Genomic DNA, 17724 nt, shown 5'->3' on the forward strand with positions numbered 1-17724 from the left:
TCAGAGCGAAGTCGTGTTCGTACCTGCGCGCTTCAGCGCTTCAGGATAACCGTACGTGCCGTGCTCGCTCAGGTCGAGACCGATGATCTCTTGCTCTTCGGTGACACGCAGGCCGCTCACTTGCTTGATGACCCACAGGACAATGAACGATGCAGCGAAAGCGAAGGCGCCGCATACGACGACGGAAAGGAATTGCACCCAAAGCTGTTCGCCGCCGCCGCCGTAGAACAGGCCGGCTTTGCCGACGCCTACTTGGTCGACGAGCTTTTGCGTTGCGAACAGGCCGTTGGCCAGCGTGCCCCATACGCCTGCCGCACCATGAACGGACATCGCGGAGATCGGATCGTCGACGCGAATCTTTTCGAAGAACTGAGCGCTGACGAAGACGAGGACGCCCGCGATAAGACCGATGACGACCGCCGCCCAAGGCTCAACGAACGCGCAAGAAGCGGTGATGGCGACCAGACCTGCCAGTGCGCCGTTCAACATCGTCGGGATGTCTGCCTTGCCCTTCACCAGCCAGGAGATGAGCAGCGCCGATACCGCGCCGCCCGCAGCGCCGAGCTGGGTCGTGAATGCGACGTAGCCGAAGAAGCCTTCACCGACGGACACCGCGCTGCCTGCGTTGAAGCCGAACCAGCCGACCCACAGCAGCAATACGGACAGGGACGTGAATACTTGGTTATGACCGAGAATTTCGTTCGCGGAGCCGTCTTTGTTGAATTTGCCGATCCGCGGCTTAAGCAGGATCGTCGCTGCGAACGCGGCCATCGCGCCGGTCAAGTGGACGACGGTGGAGCCTGCATAATCCTGTGCGCCGTCTGCGGCCAACCAGCCGCCGCCCCAAATCCAGTGGGCGATGATCGGATAGATGACTGCCGCGAAAACGATCGTGAAGATGAGGTACACGGACAGCTTGGCGCGCTCCGCGAAGCCGCCCCATGCGATCGACAGCGATACGGCCGCGAACGCCAACTGGAATACGAAGAAGATCGTGGCCGGATACGAGTCGCCTTCGCCCGCCAGAATCGACGGATCGAAGAAGAAGTTGCCGATGCCCATGAACTTGTTGAGGCCTTCGCTCGCGTCGCCGCCGAACGTGATGCCGTAACCTACCGCCCAGTATACCAGAGAAGCCAGGCCAACCGTAAAGATCGTTTTGCCGGCCACGTGACCGGCGTTTTTCATGCGGGTCGAGCCGGTCTCCAGCAGGATGAAGCCGCCTTGCATGAGCAGAACCAGAATCGCGGCGACTAGAATCCACAGGGCATTAAGTCCCATATTCAGCGTCGCCGCAGACGGATCACCGTCCGCCGCGAACGCCATCGTTGGGAATAACAGCAGCAATGCGCCAAGACCGAGCAAACTTTTCTTCAACAATACGACCACTCCCCGACATGTAATGTTTCATAACATTTTAAGAAAGCCTTAATGTCATTATAGTTAGAAGATCCCGATTTGACAATAAGAAAATCGGATAAAAGTTCGGACTTTCCTTAAAATATCTGACATATTCCCAAAATAAGAAGCTTAATGTTCAGGAATATAGGGAATTTCACTTAAAAAGTCCGCAACTGTACACTCATTACCTAACATGAGGTGTTTTGTTAACACTTCATAAAAAATGTGCCCCCTTGGATCTCGATGTCACCATTTCTGTCAATTAGGCGCGAATTGAAGCAGGCCTGCATAAATTCGTCACAAGCATAACGTTTGACTGTACGGTTTGGGATTGGGTATGATAAACGCATATCGATCTTAAGAAAGGGGATAAGCTCATGCGACACGGAGCCGCGGAACCGCCTCGCCAGTTGTACCGGATCGGAGAATTGTCCCGATTGTCCGGCGTCAGCCCGCGAACCATCGACTATTACACCGGACTGGGCCTGTTATCCGCCACCAAGCGCTCGGACGGCAATTATCGCCTATATAATGATGAAACGCTCGATCGAATCAAACGTATTGAACAATTGAAGGCTCAAAAGTATTCCCTCGAAGAGATCAAGGAGATGTTCACGGCTTTAAGCCGCGTATCGCCAAGCGAGCAGGTGAATCGCAAGATCGCCGACCTGTCGACCCATCTTTCCCAGCTTGAACGGGAAGTGAAGGAGCTTGAACCGGTGCTCGAGCAGTTGAAGCCCGGCCAGGCCAAGCGTCTCTTCAAGACGATCACGCCGCAGACGGCCGCGGTCATCGAAGCGCTCCTTCTTCTTTTGAACAAGGGAAATTTTATGTAGCCTCGCGTTTCGTACGATTCAATAAGAATATACGCCACGGAGGTAGTTGCATATGAACGCGAATTGGATGTACGTATTGATCATTCCCGCCTTTCTGCTGTCTCTTTGGGCGCAGTTCCGCGTGAAAGGAACTTTTAACAAGTGGGCGGAGGTCCGTACGTCCACCGGCTTGACCGGCTATGAAGCGGCTCGCCGGATGCTCGACCGCAACGGCCTTCACGATGTGCCGATCGAGCCGGTGCAAGGCACGCTGTCGGACCACTACGATCCCGTACATCGGGTCGTAAGGCTATCCGAGCCCGTTTATTACGAGAGCTCCATCGCCGCCGTATCCGTCGCCTGCCACGAGGTCGGCCATGCGATCCAGCATCAGCAGCATTACCCGGCGCTCGTGCTGCGCCACCGGATGTTCCCGCTCGTTCGCTTCGCCTCCGGCCTTGCGCCGTTTCTGTTCATCGCCGGCATCATCTTCTCCGCGACGAATCTGATCGGACTCGGCGTCATCTTCTTCTCCGCAGCGGTCGCCTTTCAATTGGTGACGCTGCCCGTCGAGTTCAATGCAAGCAACCGGGCGCGCCAGGTGATGGTTGCCGAAGGCTTCATCGCCAGGGACGAAGAGCGCGGCGTCGGCAAAGTACTGAACGCCGCGGCGCTAACTTACGTAGCCGCAGCGCTTATGTCGCTCCTCGAGCTGATCCGGCTCGTGCTGATCTACACAAGCAGCCGCGACTGATCGCCCAACACCGCTTAATAACACCGACACCCCATTGCAAAAGAAAGAGGACCGGCTCGCGCCGGTCCTCTTTCTTTTGCTCCGATTTTCACATCGGCTTGTAATGTGCCTTGAAGTAATCGACCAGAAACGCATGGAACAGCTTGACGACCGCTTGCGGCTTCTCGCCCGCGCGCTTGATCAGGCCGATCGTCCGCGTGACGCGCGGCTCGCGCACCTTCACGACTGCCGGCATCATCGTTCCCGTCTGGTAAAGCGCCATCTCCGGCAGCAAGCTTACGCCCATGCCCGCAGCGACCAGTCCGCGTATCGTATCGGTCTCTTCTCCCTCGAACCCGATCGTCGGCACGAAACCCGCAAGACGGCAAGCGTCCCATACGAGCGGGCGCAGAGAATATCCGTTGCTGAACAGCACGAACGTATCGTCCTTCAACTGGGCCAGATGAATCGACTCCTCCGCGGCAAGCGGATGGCTCTGGGGCAAGATCGCGCATAAGTCCTCGGTCAGGATGACTTCTCCCGTCACCTGCTCGTGCCGCTCGGGGAACGGCGAGATAAAGGCCAGGTCGATCTCCCCCTCCACGACGTCGCGGATCAGGGACGGATACATGCCTTGCCGGAAGCGAAACTTGACGCCCGGATGCAGCTTGCGGAAGCAGGCGATCACCTGCGGAATCAACTGCGTGCCCAGACTGTGCGGGAACCCCAGCCTGATCTCGCCGAGCTCGGGATCCATGAACTCGTGGATCTCGTTCACCGCGCGGTCCAGGTCCTGCAGCACGCTAGTTACGCGCTTGAGGAAAAGCTGCCCAACCGGAGTCAACTGCACGTTGCGTCCCCGCTGCATGAACAGCCGCACGCCCAGCTCCTCTTCCAGCCGGTGGATCTGGCGACTCACCGCCGACTGAGCTACGTGCAGCTCCTCCGACGCCTTTGTCACGTGCTGCAGGCGCGCGACCTGGACAAAATATTGCAATTGCCTAAGCTCCACGATTAGAGCCCCTTCCCTTTGCCTTATCGATTCAAAAATCGGCTGCCCATCAAACCGTACAGCACGAAGCCCGCGAGCAGCCCGCCTATGTGCGCCAAATAGCCGATGCCCGGGATGATAAAGGACATGACAAGCCCGATGACGAGAATGCCGATAATCGTAGATCTGGAGCCTTGATCAAGCGCGTAACGTTGGAATATGGCGATAAAGAAGTAAGCGCCGTACAAAGCGTAAATCGAAGTCGATGCCCCTACGGCGATCCACTCCGGTCCCGAGAAGGCGGCGGCGAACACATTGCCGAGCACGCCCGAGATCAAATAAAAAAACGCATATTTAGCATGCCCGAACAAACGCTCCAGGGGCGCCGCAAAAACGAATATCGCAAACAGGTTCATCGCGAGATGCGCAAGACCCGCATGCAGAAACAGCGCCGTGACGAACCGCCAATTCTGGTCGTATCCCGGCAGGCTGGTTAGCGCTCCGTATTTGAGCAGCGTATCGTTTCGCGTCGGATCTCCGTTTAAAAGCATGATGATGAACATGACCAGATTCGCGGCGATGATCGCCGAATTGACGGGATATAGACGAAGATATTGCTTTAAGCTTTCGTATCGGACAAAAATCAAATGACATCGCTCCTTCGTCTAACCGCCATACTTTATTGGACAACGGCAATTCCGACATTTATAATGGGTTACGTCAAGTCCATTCGCCGAAGGAGGCCCTACATTCCATGACGCAAGAACGGAATCAAGCAGCAACGTTCAAAGGCAATCCCATTACGCTCATCGGTCCCGAGCTTCAAGCCGGGGATCAGGCGCCTGACTTTCAACTGAGCAAAAGTCTCGTCGAGACGGTCTCCCTGAAGGATTACGCAGGGAAAATCAAGCTGATCAGCGTCGTTCCTTCGATCGATACCGGCGTATGCGACGCCCAGACGAGAAGGTTTAACGAAGAAGCAGCCAAGCTCGGCGATCAAGTTCAAGTGCTCACCGTGAGCGCCGACCTTCCCTTCGCTCAAGCCCGCTGGTGCGGCGCCGCAGGCATCGACCGCGTCGTCCTGCTGTCGGACTACAAGGACAACAGCTTCGGCAAATCCTACGGCGTACTTATCAAAGAGTTCGCTCTCGACATGCGTTCGATCTTCGTGCTGGACGCCAGCGACAAGATCGTATACGTCGAAGTGCTGAAGGAAATGACCGAGCATCCGGACTACGACGCCGCCGTAGCCGCCGTTCGCGCGCTGCTCTAGTACCGCGAGACATCCATACGACGCACAGAAGCGAGGCAAGGCCCGAGCCTATACCTCGCTTCTTCGAATTGCGTTGTCATCTATATGTGCGAACCTCAATTTTTGTAATTGGATAGCTTCTTGTCCAATACGCCGTAAATCTCCTGGATCACGCGGTAATTGGCGCCGAGATCGCCGAGCGAGCCTCGGGAAGCGGAATAAATGTCCACGGCGGAGTTGCCCGGACCCGTACCCACGATCTGAACGGTGATGTCCATCGTGCGGCCGGCCATCGTCTTCTTTTCAAGCACGAGCTCCCCGATATTGGGCACTTCGTGGAGCACTTTGTAACCCTGCATTTTCTTCAGGACGGAAGCGACTTCCTCGAACGCCCTGTCCTTCGACAATCGGTAGTAATGGGATTTCAGCTTCGGATCCTTCGCCTTGTCGCCAGTGTGTTCTTGGCTGCGTATCAATCCGACGAGTACTCTCTTCAGCAAATTCCACTCTCTCCCTCCGGGTGACCTGCGCTAAAGCTAATCATACCATGCCCGTCCCGGGGATTAAAGCCAAATAACGGAAAACCCGCCTTTGCCGTCCGACGCGCTTGTTTCTGAACCCGCTCTCGCAGGTGGGTGCCCGCAGCGCTGCATGCTGACTACCCTTTTCGGGGGCGTGTCATCCGCAGGGCGATATAGAGCTCCCTAGGAAACAGCATTGGTTCAAAACATGTGTCGCCGTAACGTGCAAGGCAGGATTAGTAACCATTATATACAGGCAGCCGAGAAAAGTAAACGTCAACACGCCTGTTGGGATCATTAACCAACGGGGACCGCTCTGCCTGAGCTAAACCTTGGGCATGTCCTCGTCACGGGTAGGCGATTCCTCGATCGGAAGCGGATCCTCTTCTTTGTTCGCCATCGCCTGCATCTTCTGAATGGTCAGATAAAAGTTGTAAAAAGCGAACACGGCGATGAGGCTACCCATGAAGAACGGAATCAAAAATGTGTACCTGAAGCTGATGAAAACGATAACCGCACTGCCGACCGCCGTGGACAGCGACCTAAGCGGCTTGCCGATCGTGAGCACGACGGCGTTTTTGAGCAGTTGAATCGTCTTCATGTGGAAATGCGACAGCAGCGAGAAAAACTGGAACAACGAAACGAGAAGCAGCACCATCAGCGCCAGGAACAGAATCGACAGCACGCCGAGGTTTTCGAACTTTTTCAGGTAGACCTGATAGTCGACGATCAGGATGACGAAAAGCAGCGAATACAGCAAGCCGCCCAGCATCGCCTGCACGTAGTTCTGCTTGTAGCTGCGAAAAAAAGTTTTGAGCAGCGGAACGTCCGTGTCGCCCATCACCCACTTGCGGGCGACCGAAAACATGGCGGAGGTGGACGGAAACCAGGTGAAGGGCATCAGCACCGCCATCGGAATGAGCATGGCGACCAGCTCGTCCGTTGTAGACGCTCTCAATACGCCGAAAACGAGGAAAAACCAAACCGGCAGCGAGGTCAGCACCCACAGCACATTCGTAACGGACAGGCGCATGATCCATTCGGAAATTTTGTAGAACCCGCCCATCATGCCGCGCATTTCCATGAGAAACGCCTCCTGATATACGGCAAGGTGCGCATGCGGATCGCACCGCCCGCGCACCTTGCCCTTCAAATAAATCGGGTGTTAGATATTAACGAAATCCTCGCTGCGGCTGCCGCGGGAATCTTCGCGGCGACCGCCGCCTTGACGACCGCCGTCGCGGTAGCTGTCCTCGCGGCGGGAATCGCCGCTGTACGGCTTGCGGTTGCCGTAGCTGCTGCTGCGACCGCTGCCGCCCTGGCCGCCGCTGTATCCGCCGCCTTGGCCGCCTCTATAGCCGCCGCCACCATATCCGCCGCTGCTGCGTCCGCCTTGACCGCCGCTGCCGTAGCCGCTGCGACGCTGGCCGCCGTAACCGCCGCCGCTGCCGCCGCGATCGCCGAACTTGCGCTTCTTGGAGCGGATCGGATCTTCCGGCGTGAGCTCTACGGCTACGTCGTTCTTGTCGCCAGCCAGCAGCTTGATGGCCGCGGACAGCAGTTCGACAGAGTCGTGACGCTCAAGCAATTCGGTGGCGATGCCCTTGAAGGCATCGAGATCCGCATCCTCCGCGCTCACGGCTTCGATCAGCCTGTCGGCGATGACGCGCTGCTTGCCTTCGACAGCCTCGGCGACGGTCGGCAGCGCCTTCTTCGCGATGCGGAAGCGCGTGACGCGCTCGATGAAGTGCAGGTGTTCCATCTCGCGATACGTAACGAACGACCAGGACGTGCCTTCCTTGCCGGCACGGCCAGTACGGCCGATACGGTGCGTATAACTCTCCGGATCCTGCGGCAGGTCGAAGTTAATGACGTGCGTGACGCCGGAAACGTCGAGACCGCGCGCCGCGACGTCCGTCGCAACCAGAACGGCGATGCTGCCATCGCGGAACTTGCGCATGACCGCGTCGCGCTGGTTCTGCGACAGATCGCCGTGCAGCCCGTCGGCTGCGTATCCGCGCTTCATCAGCGCTTCGGACAGCTCAGCAACGCGGCGCTTTGTGCGGCCGAATACGATCGCGAGCTCCGGCGGCTCCATGTCGAGCAGGCGGCAAAGCGCGTCGAACTTCATGCGCTCTTGCACTTCGACATAAAATTGCTGGATCGAACTGGCCGTCGTAGACGTCTTCGGAATAACCGAGATATGCTCGGGCGTGCGAAGGAACTGCTGAGCCAGCCTTTGAATGTTGGCAGGCATCGTAGCGGAGAAGAGCAGCGTCTGGCGCTCGGCCGGCACGAGGCTTAGAATCGATTGAATATCTTCCATGAAGCCCATGTCGAGCATTTCGTCGGCTTCGTCAAGAACGACTGTCTGAACGTCCTCCAGCTTGATCGTCTTGCGGTTGATATGGTCAAGCAAACGGCCCGGCGTGCCGATAATAATTTGTGGTTTGCGTCTAAGGCCGCGAATCTGGCGTCCGATATCTTGGCCGCCGTAGATCGCGAGGGAGCGAAGACCCTTGAAACGGCCGAGCTTTTCGATCTCTTCGGCCACCTGAATAGCGAGCTCGCGAGTCGGCGTCATGACGAGCGTCACGATGCGGTCTTCGGAAGCTTGAATCTTGCTGACCAGCGGAATGCCGAAGGCGGCTGTCTTGCCCGTCCCCGTCTGCGCCTGGCCGATCATGTCGCGGCCGCTAAGGGCGACCGGGATCGCCTGGCTCTGAATCGGCGTAGCATCTTCGTATCCGAGCTGGGAAATTGCTTGCAGGACATCACTTTCCAAACCAAAATCCGTAAATTTACTCAAATTAGTTTCATACTCCTTCTGTTATGGGGCCATCAACTAACGGTGCCGGTCCATCAACTAACGGCTCTGCCAAAAAAATATACAGATCATTATAACACAAAACGGCCTTCAAACTCCAGCTATCGGCCTTTAAGGCCAAGCTCCCCGGCAGACCGTCCGTTTGCAAACGCTGCAATCGCTCCGACCTTCGTCCCAGCGGTTCGCCGCAAGCGGGAACGAGGTCTTTATTTTAACGCGAAATCCCGATCTCAAGCAGGCAGGCGACGTGGCAAAAATAGCCGCCGGCTCCGCGGCTATACGATGCGCGGCGGGAGCATACCATTAGATCATACCACTATATGCAGGCGATGGCGAACCGTTGACACATTCGTCCACATGCAGCGTTCGGCACGCCTCCGATTTAGTTCCCGGGTCCTTTTCGCTTTCCGGTAAAATTCTACAAAATACCTCTGTCTCCGCTGTTTGAACTCGTATATAATCGGGTTACAGTTTGGGAAGAGCGAGCGGGGAGAGAGTGAAATGAACGTATTACTGACACTGCTGCTGCTTCTCCAGTCGGCATGGGGGCAGCCGCAGCAAAAAGCGGAAAACGGAAACAGCCCGGGCAATCTGTGGCAAATCGCGTGGAGCAATCTGGAAAAGTCGCAGACGGGCGGAGGCGCGGCTCCGTCGGCGTCGCCCAAGCCGACGCCTGCGGGCGGCGCTTCCGGCGGCGGGGATGCGGCTTCACCGCATAAGGATCCTCAGCCCGATGCGCCCAAGGTTAAGGGCGTGTACGTCACTGCCTACAGCGCCGGCGGCGAGCGTCTCTCGACGCTGCTCGGCCTGCTCGACAAGACGGCGCTCAACGCCATGGTCATCGATATCAAGGACGATCTCGGCTACATAACGTACAAGACCGACAATCCCGAATTGCAGAAGCTGGGCACGCCGATGCGGTTTATCAAGGATATCGGCGCTTTAATGGAGACGCTCAAGAAGCACGAAGTGTATCCGATCGCCCGGATCGTCGTTTTCAAGGATTCGGTGCTGGCCAAAAAGCATCCCGAGCTGTCGTTCGTCACGGCAAACGGAACGGTCTGGCAAAACGGTAAAAAAGACAGCTTCGTGAATCCGTACCGCAAAGAGGTTTGGGACTACAACATCGCCGTCGCCAAGGAAGCCGCCAAGCTCGGATTCAAGGAGATCCAGTTCGACTACGTGCGGTTCCCCGAAGGCTTCGAGAAAAAAGCGGACGGTCTCAAATTCACGAAATCGGACGAATCCCGCACGGACGTCGTATCCGGCTTCGTGAAGTACGCCAAGGAGCAGCTCGAGCCGCTGGGCGTGCGCGTATCGGTCGACATTTTCGGATACGCCGCCTCCGTGCCGGCCGCCGAGGGCATCGGTCAAGACTTCGTCAAGATCTCCTCCAACGTCGACGTCATCAGCCCGATGATCTATCCGAGCCACTACAGCACCGGCTGGTTCAAGCAGAAGGATCCGGACAAAGCGCCTTACGCCACGATCAAAGGCGCTATGGTCGATACGAACAAGAAGCTTGCTCCCCTTGCGGACGCCAAGCCGGTCATTCGGCCCTGGATCCAGGACTTCACGGCCAGCTGGCTCGGCAGCGGTCATTACATCAAGTACGGCGCGACGGAAGTGCAGGCCCAGATCAAGGCGCTGCATGAGAGCGGCGTCGACGAATATCTGCTATGGAACGCAACCAATCGCTATACGTCCGGCGTGCAATATTAGACTTTATCGCATCGCGCGTTTACCGCCATCCTAATTTAAAGTCAAAGACCCTCCCGGCCGGGAGGGTCTCTTTTTGTCCGCCCGCTTTATTGCGCGAGACGGATCGCCAGATTGTAGAGGTCCATGTCGAACGACTTCTTGGTGGAAACGACGGTATCGATATCGGTCGTCACAAGCTGCCCCTTGACGATGCCGCATGCCTTGGCCGAGTCTCCCGCCTCAAGCCGCTCGACGGCAAAGTCGCCGAGCTGGCTCGCCAGTATCCGGTCGTTGTGCGTCGGCGAGCCGCCCCGCTGGATATGGCCGAGCACCGTCACGCGAGGCTCGATGCCGCTGTGCTCGGTAATCTGGCGCGCGATCTCTTCCCCGCCGCAGACGCCCTCGGCGACGATGACGATACTATGTCGCTTGCCGTTCTGGAAGTTCTCCCGCATGCGCTGGGAGATCTCGCGAATGTCGAACGGCACTTCCGGCACGAGAATCGACTCGGCGCCGCTGGCAAGGCCTGCGTAAAGTGCGATATCACCGCAGTGACGGCCCATGACTTCGACGACGGACGAGCGCTCGTGCGAGGTCATCGTGTCGCGCAGCTTGTTGATCGCGTCGACGACGATGCTGGTCGCGGTATCGAAGCCGATTGTGAAGTCCGTGAACGGAATGTCGTTGTCGATCGTGCCGGGCAGTCCCATCGTCTTGATGCCCAGCTTGCTCAGCTTGTTGGCGCCTTGGTAGGAGCCGTCGCCGCCGATGACGACGAGGCCGTCGATCCCGTGCTTGCGCAGCACGTCGGCGCCCCGCTGCTGGCCTTCCGGCGTCAGAAACTCCTTGCAGCGCGCGGTCTGCAAAATCGTGCCGCCGCGCTGGATGATGTCGCCGACGCTGCGCAGATCCATCTGGCGCAAGTCTTCGTTCAACAGGCCCTGGTACCCGCGCTGAACGCCATATACTTCAAGGCCGCGGAACAGCGCGCTGCGGACGACGGCCCGAACGGCCGCGTTCATCCCCTGAGAATCTCCACCGCTCGTCAGAACTGCGATTTTTTGAACTGCTCCCATCGTCTTCTTCCCCTTTGCTGTTACATCGCTTTGCGTATGAGATGGCTGTTGAGCCAGAAAAACAACCGTGTCCAAGGACTGCCCTTCATCAATTGCTTTGCCGTCTGCCGCACGCGTCGCTGCCCCTTGACCTTCGGGTCGGACAAGTACAGCGCGACGAGGCCTTCGACGATCATCCGGTGAAAGCTTGACGCCGGCAGACGATCAGCCGAGGCGCGCGCGCTCCTGACCATGCGCAGCAGCCGCTCGTTCAATTGCTCCTGATCTTCGTAATAGCTGCAAAAATTAAGATCGCCGCCCTGCTCGTCCTCGGCCTGGTCGATAAGATAATCGAGCAGGATATGAAGGCCGTTGATCGACGGGAAGTAGCTCTCCGCGATCTCGCGACCCATACCGGGCGTCTGCTCCGCCTCGCTCGCCGCGAGAAAAAGCATGAACATCCCGAGCGTGGAACCGGTAGCTGCCGCGAACTCGTTCCACAGGAGGCCCGGATGACGCTTCTCATGAAGCGCCCACCACGACAGCAGCGCCTCCTCCCGCCGATCGTGCGCAATATGCTTGTACACCTGCAAATCCCCGTACAAGGAGACAAGCTCTCTCACCTGTGCCTGAACGGAGACGTACGCCGGCAGCGACGCCGCGCATTCCTGACAGCGCGCGACGAGCGCCGCAAGATAGCCGCCGTCGTCCTGTTCCCGGCGCAGCGCGTAGTAATTGCGAATCGTTGCACCGGGCGTTACGGCGTCCAGCATGCTCTCGTGAAGCAGCCGGAAGTCGGCCGGGTCGAGCGAGGTGCTTCTGTCGCACAAATTGTCCAAATAATCGCTGATCGTCTGCAGCGCGACGATGAGAGGAATCAGCACGTCCCTCTTTCCGAGATTCGCCGCCGCGTATACCGCCCCGCCCTGACAATGAAACTTCTTGGACGCGATGCTCGCCAAAGCTTGCCTGCGCAGCTCGGGATCGGGTATCGCGATCGCCCGGTCCTTCCATCCGTCCAGCGCGATTTTCACTTCGGGCAAAATATACCTGTAGACGCGGACCATCAGCGAGATCGGGCCGCGCGGAGAAGTCCGCGCCAGCCATCGTTCATCCCTCACGCGGTACCTCCATGCATCCTCGCGGTCCGTTAACCGTGCCGCTTGATGTTTTCTTCTTCAAGATCCTGCTGCGTGCGATACCATATCTGCAAGTCGTGAATCTCGCTTGCGGCTTCGGCGATCTGTGCGTTAAGCGAGCAGCAGCGGACGAAGTCCTCTTCTTCGAACAATTCGTCAAGAAGGCGCCGAATCTCGGCTTCGCGCGCCAGGATCGCGTCGGGTATGCGTCCCCGGATCAGCTCCCAACGCTCGACGACGCCGGCCCGTTCGACGGCGTTCATCTTTTCCCACGGCATGCCAAATTGCGGCAGCGGAATACCGAGCCGGCCGTCCGGCGCGAACTGGGCCTCCAACCATGCCTCGTATGTCGACACTTGAATCCTCACATCCAGCCTGCCTTGCATCCTTTAATAATTTATCATTTCGCATGGGGTAAATCCAGTGAAAAAGTATTGAAAACGGCCCGTTGGCCGTCCAACACTGCTATAATATCCGAGTAGCTAGAATGGGAGATGACCGATTTTGCCTGAACATCCAGACCGTGTGTCGCTCAGAACGCTTTTTTTGTTTTTTATTCCGCTCGGCGTCTCCGCCGTGTTAATCAATCTGTCGCATGTCATCATCAACGGCACGCTCGCGCGAGCCGACGATCCCGAGCTCGTCATCGCCGGTTACGCGACCGCCATGAGTCTGCTGACGGTCAGCGAACGCCCTGCCGTACTTTTCCGCGAGACTTGTTCGGCACTCGTGCGCGACCGCGTATCGTACCGGGCGATTCTCAAGGTCGCCTTTATCGTCTTCGGCGCATCGCTCGTCTTCGGCGCGATGATCGGCTATACGCCCGTCGGCACGCTGGTGTTCGCAGGCGCCTACGGCGCGAAGCCTGAAGTCGCAGACGCTGCGGTAGGCGTCTACCACGTTCTGATGTTCCTCAGCATCTTCTCCGGCATTCGGTGCCTGTACCAGGGCGTCATCATCTATAAAATGAGAACGCGGTGGCTGACGATCGGCATGGTATTCCGTCTCGGCGGCATGTTCCTGATGGCGCAATACATTTTGCATATCGGAGTGACCAGCTCCATGCAGGGCGCGATCATCTTCGTGTTCGGCATGATGATCGAGGCGTTCGTCAGCTGGCTCGAAGGCAGGAACCTCGCACGCAAGCTGCCGCCGCAATCGCCGGATTGCGAGGTCCGAAGCCCCCGGCAAATCCTGCGTTTTTACAATCCGCTCCTCTTCTCCTCGTTTATCGTCGTATGGGTGCCTCCCATATTGAACGCTTTGCTCGGCCATACGGATCGCGGCACGCTGTCGATCTCTTCGTTCGCCGTGGCGGGCAGCCTAACCAACCTGTGTCTAGGCTTCTTTACTTATTTCCACCAGATCGCGCTCCAGTTTTATCGAACCGACCCGGGACAGGTCAAGCGATTCGTGCTGCTCATTGGCTTCACCCCGGCCATGCTGCTGTCCGCGTTCGCGTTCACGCCGACCGGCGATTGGATGCTGGCGCATCTGCTCGGCGTCGAAGGCCGGCTACTAGACGAGAGCATGATTGCGCTCCGCGGCTTCATCCCGTTCGTGCTTATCTTCCCGTGGCTCGACACACTGAACGGCATCATTCTGTCCAAAGGCCAGACGAAGCTGATGTTCGGTTCGCAGACGGGGAACGCGGTCGTGACGACGGCGCTCATCATCGTGCTCACGATATCGCTGCCCGGTTGGACGGGCATCCTAGGTGCGCTCGCCCAGTCGGGCGGCATGATCGCCGAGCTCGGACTGCTGTACTGGTTGTTCAGACGCGTCACGAGGACCGAAGTTTTAGATACGCTAGCGGCTATGCCGGGAGAGGATACAGCCAGATGAACCGACCGAATTTTTTTTCTTCCCAAATCACCGTTCTGCGAAGCCTTCACTTTTTCAACTATGCCACGCAGACGCTGATCGCAACGTTTTTTCCTTTATATTTTTACGATCTCGGGTTTACGAAGCTGCAGATCGGCGCCGTCTACTCGGTCGGACCGATGATGTCGATATTCGCCAATCTGCTGGCCGGCATCGTCAGCGACAAGACCCAGGGCCTTAGACGTGTGCTCAACCTGATCTTCATCGGCCAGATCGTCGCGCTCGCCCTTCTGCTGCCGCAGAAGGAGTTCGTCCATATATCGCTGCTGATGGCTCTTATGTACTTGTTCCAAACGCCGGTCAACGCGATGATGGACAGCATGTCGCTGCTGGCCGCGAGTACGATGAACCGCAGCTTTGCATCCATCCGCATGTTCGGATCGCTCGGCTTCGCGATATGTTCGCTCGTTTTCGGATACGTGCTCAAGTCGACCAGCTCCGATTGGACGCTTTGGCTCGCCCTCGGCACGGTGTGCGGATCGCTGCTTATTTCGCTCGGCCTAGCTGATTTCCAATCCAAAGTCGGCAAATTCCGGTTCGGCGGGTTGATCGATATCGTCAAACGCCGCGACACTTTAATATTCTTTTTGCTCGTCGCGTTCGTATCGATCGCGCACCGGATGAACGAAGGCTTCCTCGGCGTGGCGATGCGCGATCTGGGCGCGAGCGACGACTTGATCGGGTACGCCTGGCTCGCTTCGGCTGCCAGCGAGATTCCCGTCTTCTTTTTGCTTGCCCGCTACGGCAACCGCTATAAAGAGCTTCCGCTGCTCGCGATCGCAAGTCTGCTGTACGCGATCAGGCTTACGCTCATCAGCGTCATTCACGTGCCGGCAGGCTTTATCGCCGTGCAGGCGATGCACAGCGTGACCTTCGGCATCTACTACATCACGGCGCTGCGGTACATGCAGTCCATCGTCAGCGATGCCTATCGTTCGTCCGGCCAGGCGTTGTTCAGCGTCGTGTGGACGGGCTTTGCCGGCCTGATCGCCGGCACGGTCGGAGGGGCGCTGTTCGACGCGTACGGTCTCACCACCGTGTTCCGAACGGGAGCTGTCTCCGCCCTCATCGCGGCAGCCGGATTTATGCTCGTGCATTGGCGCAGACCGGGAGAGTAGACGCGGAAATGTAAGCGAATCGATGCATGAAGAAGCCGCCCCTTATAGAGGAGCGGCTTCTTCATTGGCAGTTACGCTGTTATGGCGTATGCCAAGATCGTCGCTTAATCGGCGTCGTTAAGTCGGTTAACCTCCGCCAGCGGCCAATCCAGCATGTTCGCGACGAATTCCGGCGTCATTCCCTTGCTCACCAGCTTGCGGACGATTTCCCGGCGTTCCTCCTGCTTCCATCTTTCTTTACCCTGCTCGATGCCCTGCTCAATGCCTTCTTCGAACCCCCAACGCTTCCAGGCCGGCATAAGCTCCATAATAAACTTCTCCTCCTCCGGGACGGATTGTATTAATTCGAGCAATATTTGTTCATCCTCATTAGGCTTCGGTTCGTAATACAAGTCGGCAACGGACATGATCAACGCCATCCGGGCCGGGTCCAATTTATTTTTGAGCTTTAACAGCGTTCGCAAATAAGCAAACCGAAGCTCTCGCTTCTCTTTTCGATTATATCCCATTTTGGCGAGCAGCGCAGCGGCGACGGGATTATCCGACTCCGCAAAATCTCTCCAATTTTTGCTTTTCAGTTCGACTTTCAAAAACTTAAACTGCAAAACGTCTTCGTCGGAGCCCGGCAGCGGCATGGTGAGGCGATCGGATTCAATCCGGGTCGAGTCCGCCGTAAAAACGGCGATAGGTATTATGCGTTTATGCGTTTTGCGGTAACGTTCGTAAAGGCGGCTAAAGTAAATAAACATCCGCTCCGCGAAACGATCGTCCCGATAGGATTGCGGCTCAAAGTGAATTAATACGAAAAACGCCTCTTCCAAAAGCTGCGCTTCCAGCAGCAAATCGAGCGTACGGGCGTCCTGTCCGACGATATCGACCAGTTGCTCTTGCATTAATAGTTTGGCTTTCGAATAATCGATTTTTTGATGAACCTCCGGAAAAAACAAGGCGATAAACTCTTCGAAAAACGTTTGCAGCAATTTTTTAAACGCTTCATCGTGCGGCGTCGCCGAAGCGCATCGCGATTGTTCCGACATCCCGACCTTGTCCCCTTCCTCTTTTAAAACATCGAACGCAAGCAAAAAAGCCGCCCGCTCCCGCATGGGTGCGAACGGCGCATGCTTTGCGACCGACTTATGGATCGTATAAGGTTAACCCGAAGCCTGCAGCGGCGAATGACCTTCGTAAGCCTCCGGCCGAATGATCGAGATCCGCGACACTCTAAGGTTGTCGATCTCCGTCACGACGAAGCGGTAGCCGGATTCCAGCTCGATCGTCTGATACTTGCGCGGAGGAATCTCGATTTGGGAGTACATCCAGCCGCCGATCGTATCGTAGTCGTCCGACGGAATATCGAGACCGAACTCCGAATTGATCTCGTCGATCAGGACGAGACCGCTCACCGAGTACGTGTATTCGTCGAGACGCTCCATCTCCGGGCGTTCCTCGTCGAATTCGTCCTGAATCTCGCCGACCAGCTCTTCCATGATATCCTCGAGCGTGACGAGGCCTGACGTACCGCCGTATTCGTCGATCAGGATCGCGATCTGCGTCTTGCGCTTCTGCATCATCTTAAGCAGCGTGCTGATCGGCATGCTCTCCGGCACCGTCGTCATGGGGCGGACCAGCTCGCGGATATCGTGCACGGCGTTGTCTGGGAGCTTCAGCAAGTCTTTGATATGAATAAAACCGATAATATCGTCCTTGTCGTCATCGCAAAGCGGATATCGGGTGTGCATTTCTTTAAGCGCGATCGCTTTGTTGGCTTCGAACGGATGGTTCGCGTACAAGCATACCATCTCCGTGCGGGGTATCATGATCTCCCGTGCGTTCGTATCCGCAAAGTCGAAAATATTGTCCATCAGCGCAAGCTCGGTCTTATCGATGAGGCCGCTCTCGTGACTTTCCTTCATGAGAATGCGAATCTCCTCTTCCGTATGCGCGGACGAAGATTCGGACGCCGGCGCGATGCCGAACAGGCGAAGCAGACCATTGGCCATCCCGTTAAGCAGCCAGATGAACGGATTCATGATACGCGCGAAAAAGATGAGCGGGGCTGCGGTCCAAAGCGTAATTTTCTCCGCCTGGCGGATTGCCAGCGTCTTGGGCGCAAGCTCGCCGAGCACGATATGAAGCACTGTAATCAGCGTAAACGCGATGACGAAGGAAATCGGATGGATCCAGGATTCGGGCAGTCCTACCGCTCCGAATAACGGCTCGATCACGTCGGCGATCGCCGGTTCGCCGATCCAGCCGAGACCGAGAGAGGCCAAGGTGATGCCGGGCT

General features: G+C 57.2%; 17 protein-coding genes and 1 other RNA gene. 6 read left to right on the top strand and 12 right to left on the bottom strand.

Annotation, left to right across the window (positions count from 1 at the left end):
• On the bottom strand, positions 1–1380 hold the full coding sequence (locus tag KVT38_RS11680; RefSeq protein WP_483298170.1) for an ammonium transporter: 1380 nt from the start codon (positions 1378–1380) through the stop codon (positions 1–3).
• Between the two features lie 398 nt (positions 1381–1778).
• Here KVT38_RS11680 and KVT38_RS11685 point away from each other — a divergent pair, with 398 nt between their 5' ends.
• Entirely contained in the window at positions 1779–2237 is a 459-nt protein-coding gene (locus tag KVT38_RS11685; protein WP_217593884.1) for a MerR family transcriptional regulator, read from the top strand.
• 52 nt (positions 2238–2289) lie between these two features.
• Positions 2290–2970: a zinc metallopeptidase gene (locus KVT38_RS11690; RefSeq protein WP_217593885.1), complete on the top strand. Its 681-nt coding sequence runs from the start codon at positions 2290–2292 to the stop codon at positions 2968–2970.
• 88 nt (positions 2971–3058) lie between these two features.
• On the opposite strand, the gene gltC is transcribed toward KVT38_RS11690, so the two are convergent.
• Together gltC and KVT38_RS11700 are read right to left on the bottom strand one after the other, a co-directional pair.
• Complete coding sequence (gltC, locus tag KVT38_RS11695) at positions 3059–3961, bottom strand: glutamate biosynthesis transcriptional regulator GltC (protein WP_217593886.1); 903 nt, start codon at positions 3959–3961, stop codon at positions 3059–3061.
• Positions 3962–3984: 23 nt separating this feature from the next.
• Positions 3985–4587, bottom strand: a complete 603-nt coding sequence (locus KVT38_RS11700) for a rhomboid family intramembrane serine protease (protein ID WP_217593887.1) — start codon at positions 4585–4587, stop codon at positions 3985–3987.
• A 107-nt stretch (positions 4588–4694) separates the two neighbouring features.
• On the opposite strand from KVT38_RS11700, the gene tpx reads away from it, so the two are divergent.
• On the top strand, positions 4695–5213 hold the full coding sequence (tpx, locus tag KVT38_RS11705) for a thiol peroxidase (RefSeq protein WP_217593888.1): 519 nt from the start codon (positions 4695–4697) through the stop codon (positions 5211–5213).
• A gap of 95 nt (positions 5214–5308) precedes the next feature.
• Here the strand turns inward: tpx and KVT38_RS11710 are convergent, their stop codons facing one another.
• The 4 genes from KVT38_RS11710 to cshA form a co-directional block, all read right to left on the bottom strand.
• Positions 5309–5692, bottom strand: coding sequence for a DUF1499 domain-containing protein (locus tag KVT38_RS11710; RefSeq protein ID WP_217593889.1), 384 nt, complete (start codon positions 5690–5692; stop codon positions 5309–5311).
• Between the two features lie 78 nt (positions 5693–5770).
• Positions 5771–5953, bottom strand: a non-coding RNA gene (gene ssrS, locus KVT38_RS11715) — 6S RNA.
• 85 nt (positions 5954–6038) lie between these two features.
• Complete coding sequence (locus KVT38_RS11720) at positions 6039–6797, bottom strand: YesL family protein (protein ID WP_217593890.1); 759 nt, start codon at positions 6795–6797, stop codon at positions 6039–6041.
• 81 nt (positions 6798–6878) lie between these two features.
• On the bottom strand, positions 6879–8522 hold the full coding sequence (gene cshA, locus KVT38_RS11725; protein ID WP_217593891.1) for a degradosome RNA helicase CshA: 1644 nt from the start codon (positions 8520–8522) through the stop codon (positions 6879–6881).
• Between the two features lie 519 nt (positions 8523–9041).
• On the opposite strand from cshA, the gene KVT38_RS11730 reads away from it, so the two are divergent.
• Positions 9042–10262, top strand: coding sequence for a putative glycoside hydrolase (locus tag KVT38_RS11730; protein WP_217593892.1), 1221 nt, complete (start codon positions 9042–9044; stop codon positions 10260–10262).
• Between the two features lie 86 nt (positions 10263–10348).
• Here the strand turns inward: KVT38_RS11730 and pfkA are convergent, their stop codons facing one another.
• The 3 genes from pfkA to KVT38_RS11745 form a co-directional block, all read right to left on the bottom strand.
• Positions 10349–11317 carry a 6-phosphofructokinase gene (pfkA, locus tag KVT38_RS11735; RefSeq protein WP_217593893.1) on the bottom strand — a complete coding sequence of 323 codons (969 nt, stop codon included), beginning with the start codon at positions 11315–11317 and terminating at the stop codon, positions 10349–10351.
• A gap of 20 nt (positions 11318–11337) precedes the next feature.
• Positions 11338–12363 (bottom strand): tetraprenyl-beta-curcumene synthase family protein, encoded by a 1026-nt coding sequence (locus tag KVT38_RS11740; RefSeq protein ID WP_217593912.1) that lies wholly within the window; start codon positions 12361–12363, stop codon positions 11338–11340.
• Between the two features lie 83 nt (positions 12364–12446).
• Positions 12447–12803: a hypothetical protein gene (locus KVT38_RS11745; protein WP_368859084.1), complete on the bottom strand. Its 357-nt coding sequence runs from the start codon at positions 12801–12803 to the stop codon at positions 12447–12449.
• A gap of 136 nt (positions 12804–12939) precedes the next feature.
• On the opposite strand from KVT38_RS11745, the gene KVT38_RS11750 reads away from it, so the two are divergent.
• Together KVT38_RS11750 and KVT38_RS11755 are read left to right on the top strand one after the other, a co-directional pair.
• Entirely contained in the window at positions 12940–14280 is a 1341-nt protein-coding gene (locus KVT38_RS11750; RefSeq protein ID WP_217593895.1) for a multi antimicrobial extrusion protein MatE, read from the top strand.
• Entirely contained in the window at positions 14277–15437 is a 1161-nt protein-coding gene (locus KVT38_RS11755; protein WP_217593896.1) for an MFS transporter, read from the top strand. Before KVT38_RS11750 ends, KVT38_RS11755 begins: the two co-directional genes overlap by 4 nt.
• A gap of 104 nt (positions 15438–15541) precedes the next feature.
• On the opposite strand, the gene KVT38_RS11760 is transcribed toward KVT38_RS11755, so the two are convergent.
• Together KVT38_RS11760 and KVT38_RS11765 are read right to left on the bottom strand one after the other, a co-directional pair.
• Positions 15542–16474, bottom strand: a complete 933-nt coding sequence (locus tag KVT38_RS11760; protein WP_217593897.1) for an Rpn family recombination-promoting nuclease/putative transposase — start codon at positions 16472–16474, stop codon at positions 15542–15544.
• A 114-nt stretch (positions 16475–16588) separates the two neighbouring features.
• Positions 16589–17724 (bottom strand): hemolysin family protein (locus KVT38_RS11765; protein WP_217593898.1); only part of this gene is annotated, 1136 nt, incomplete at its 5' end.

The sequence above is a fragment of the Cohnella sp. GbtcB17 genome, assembly GCF_019091135.1.
GTDB lineage: Bacteria > Bacillota > Bacilli > Paenibacillales > Paenibacillaceae > Cohnella.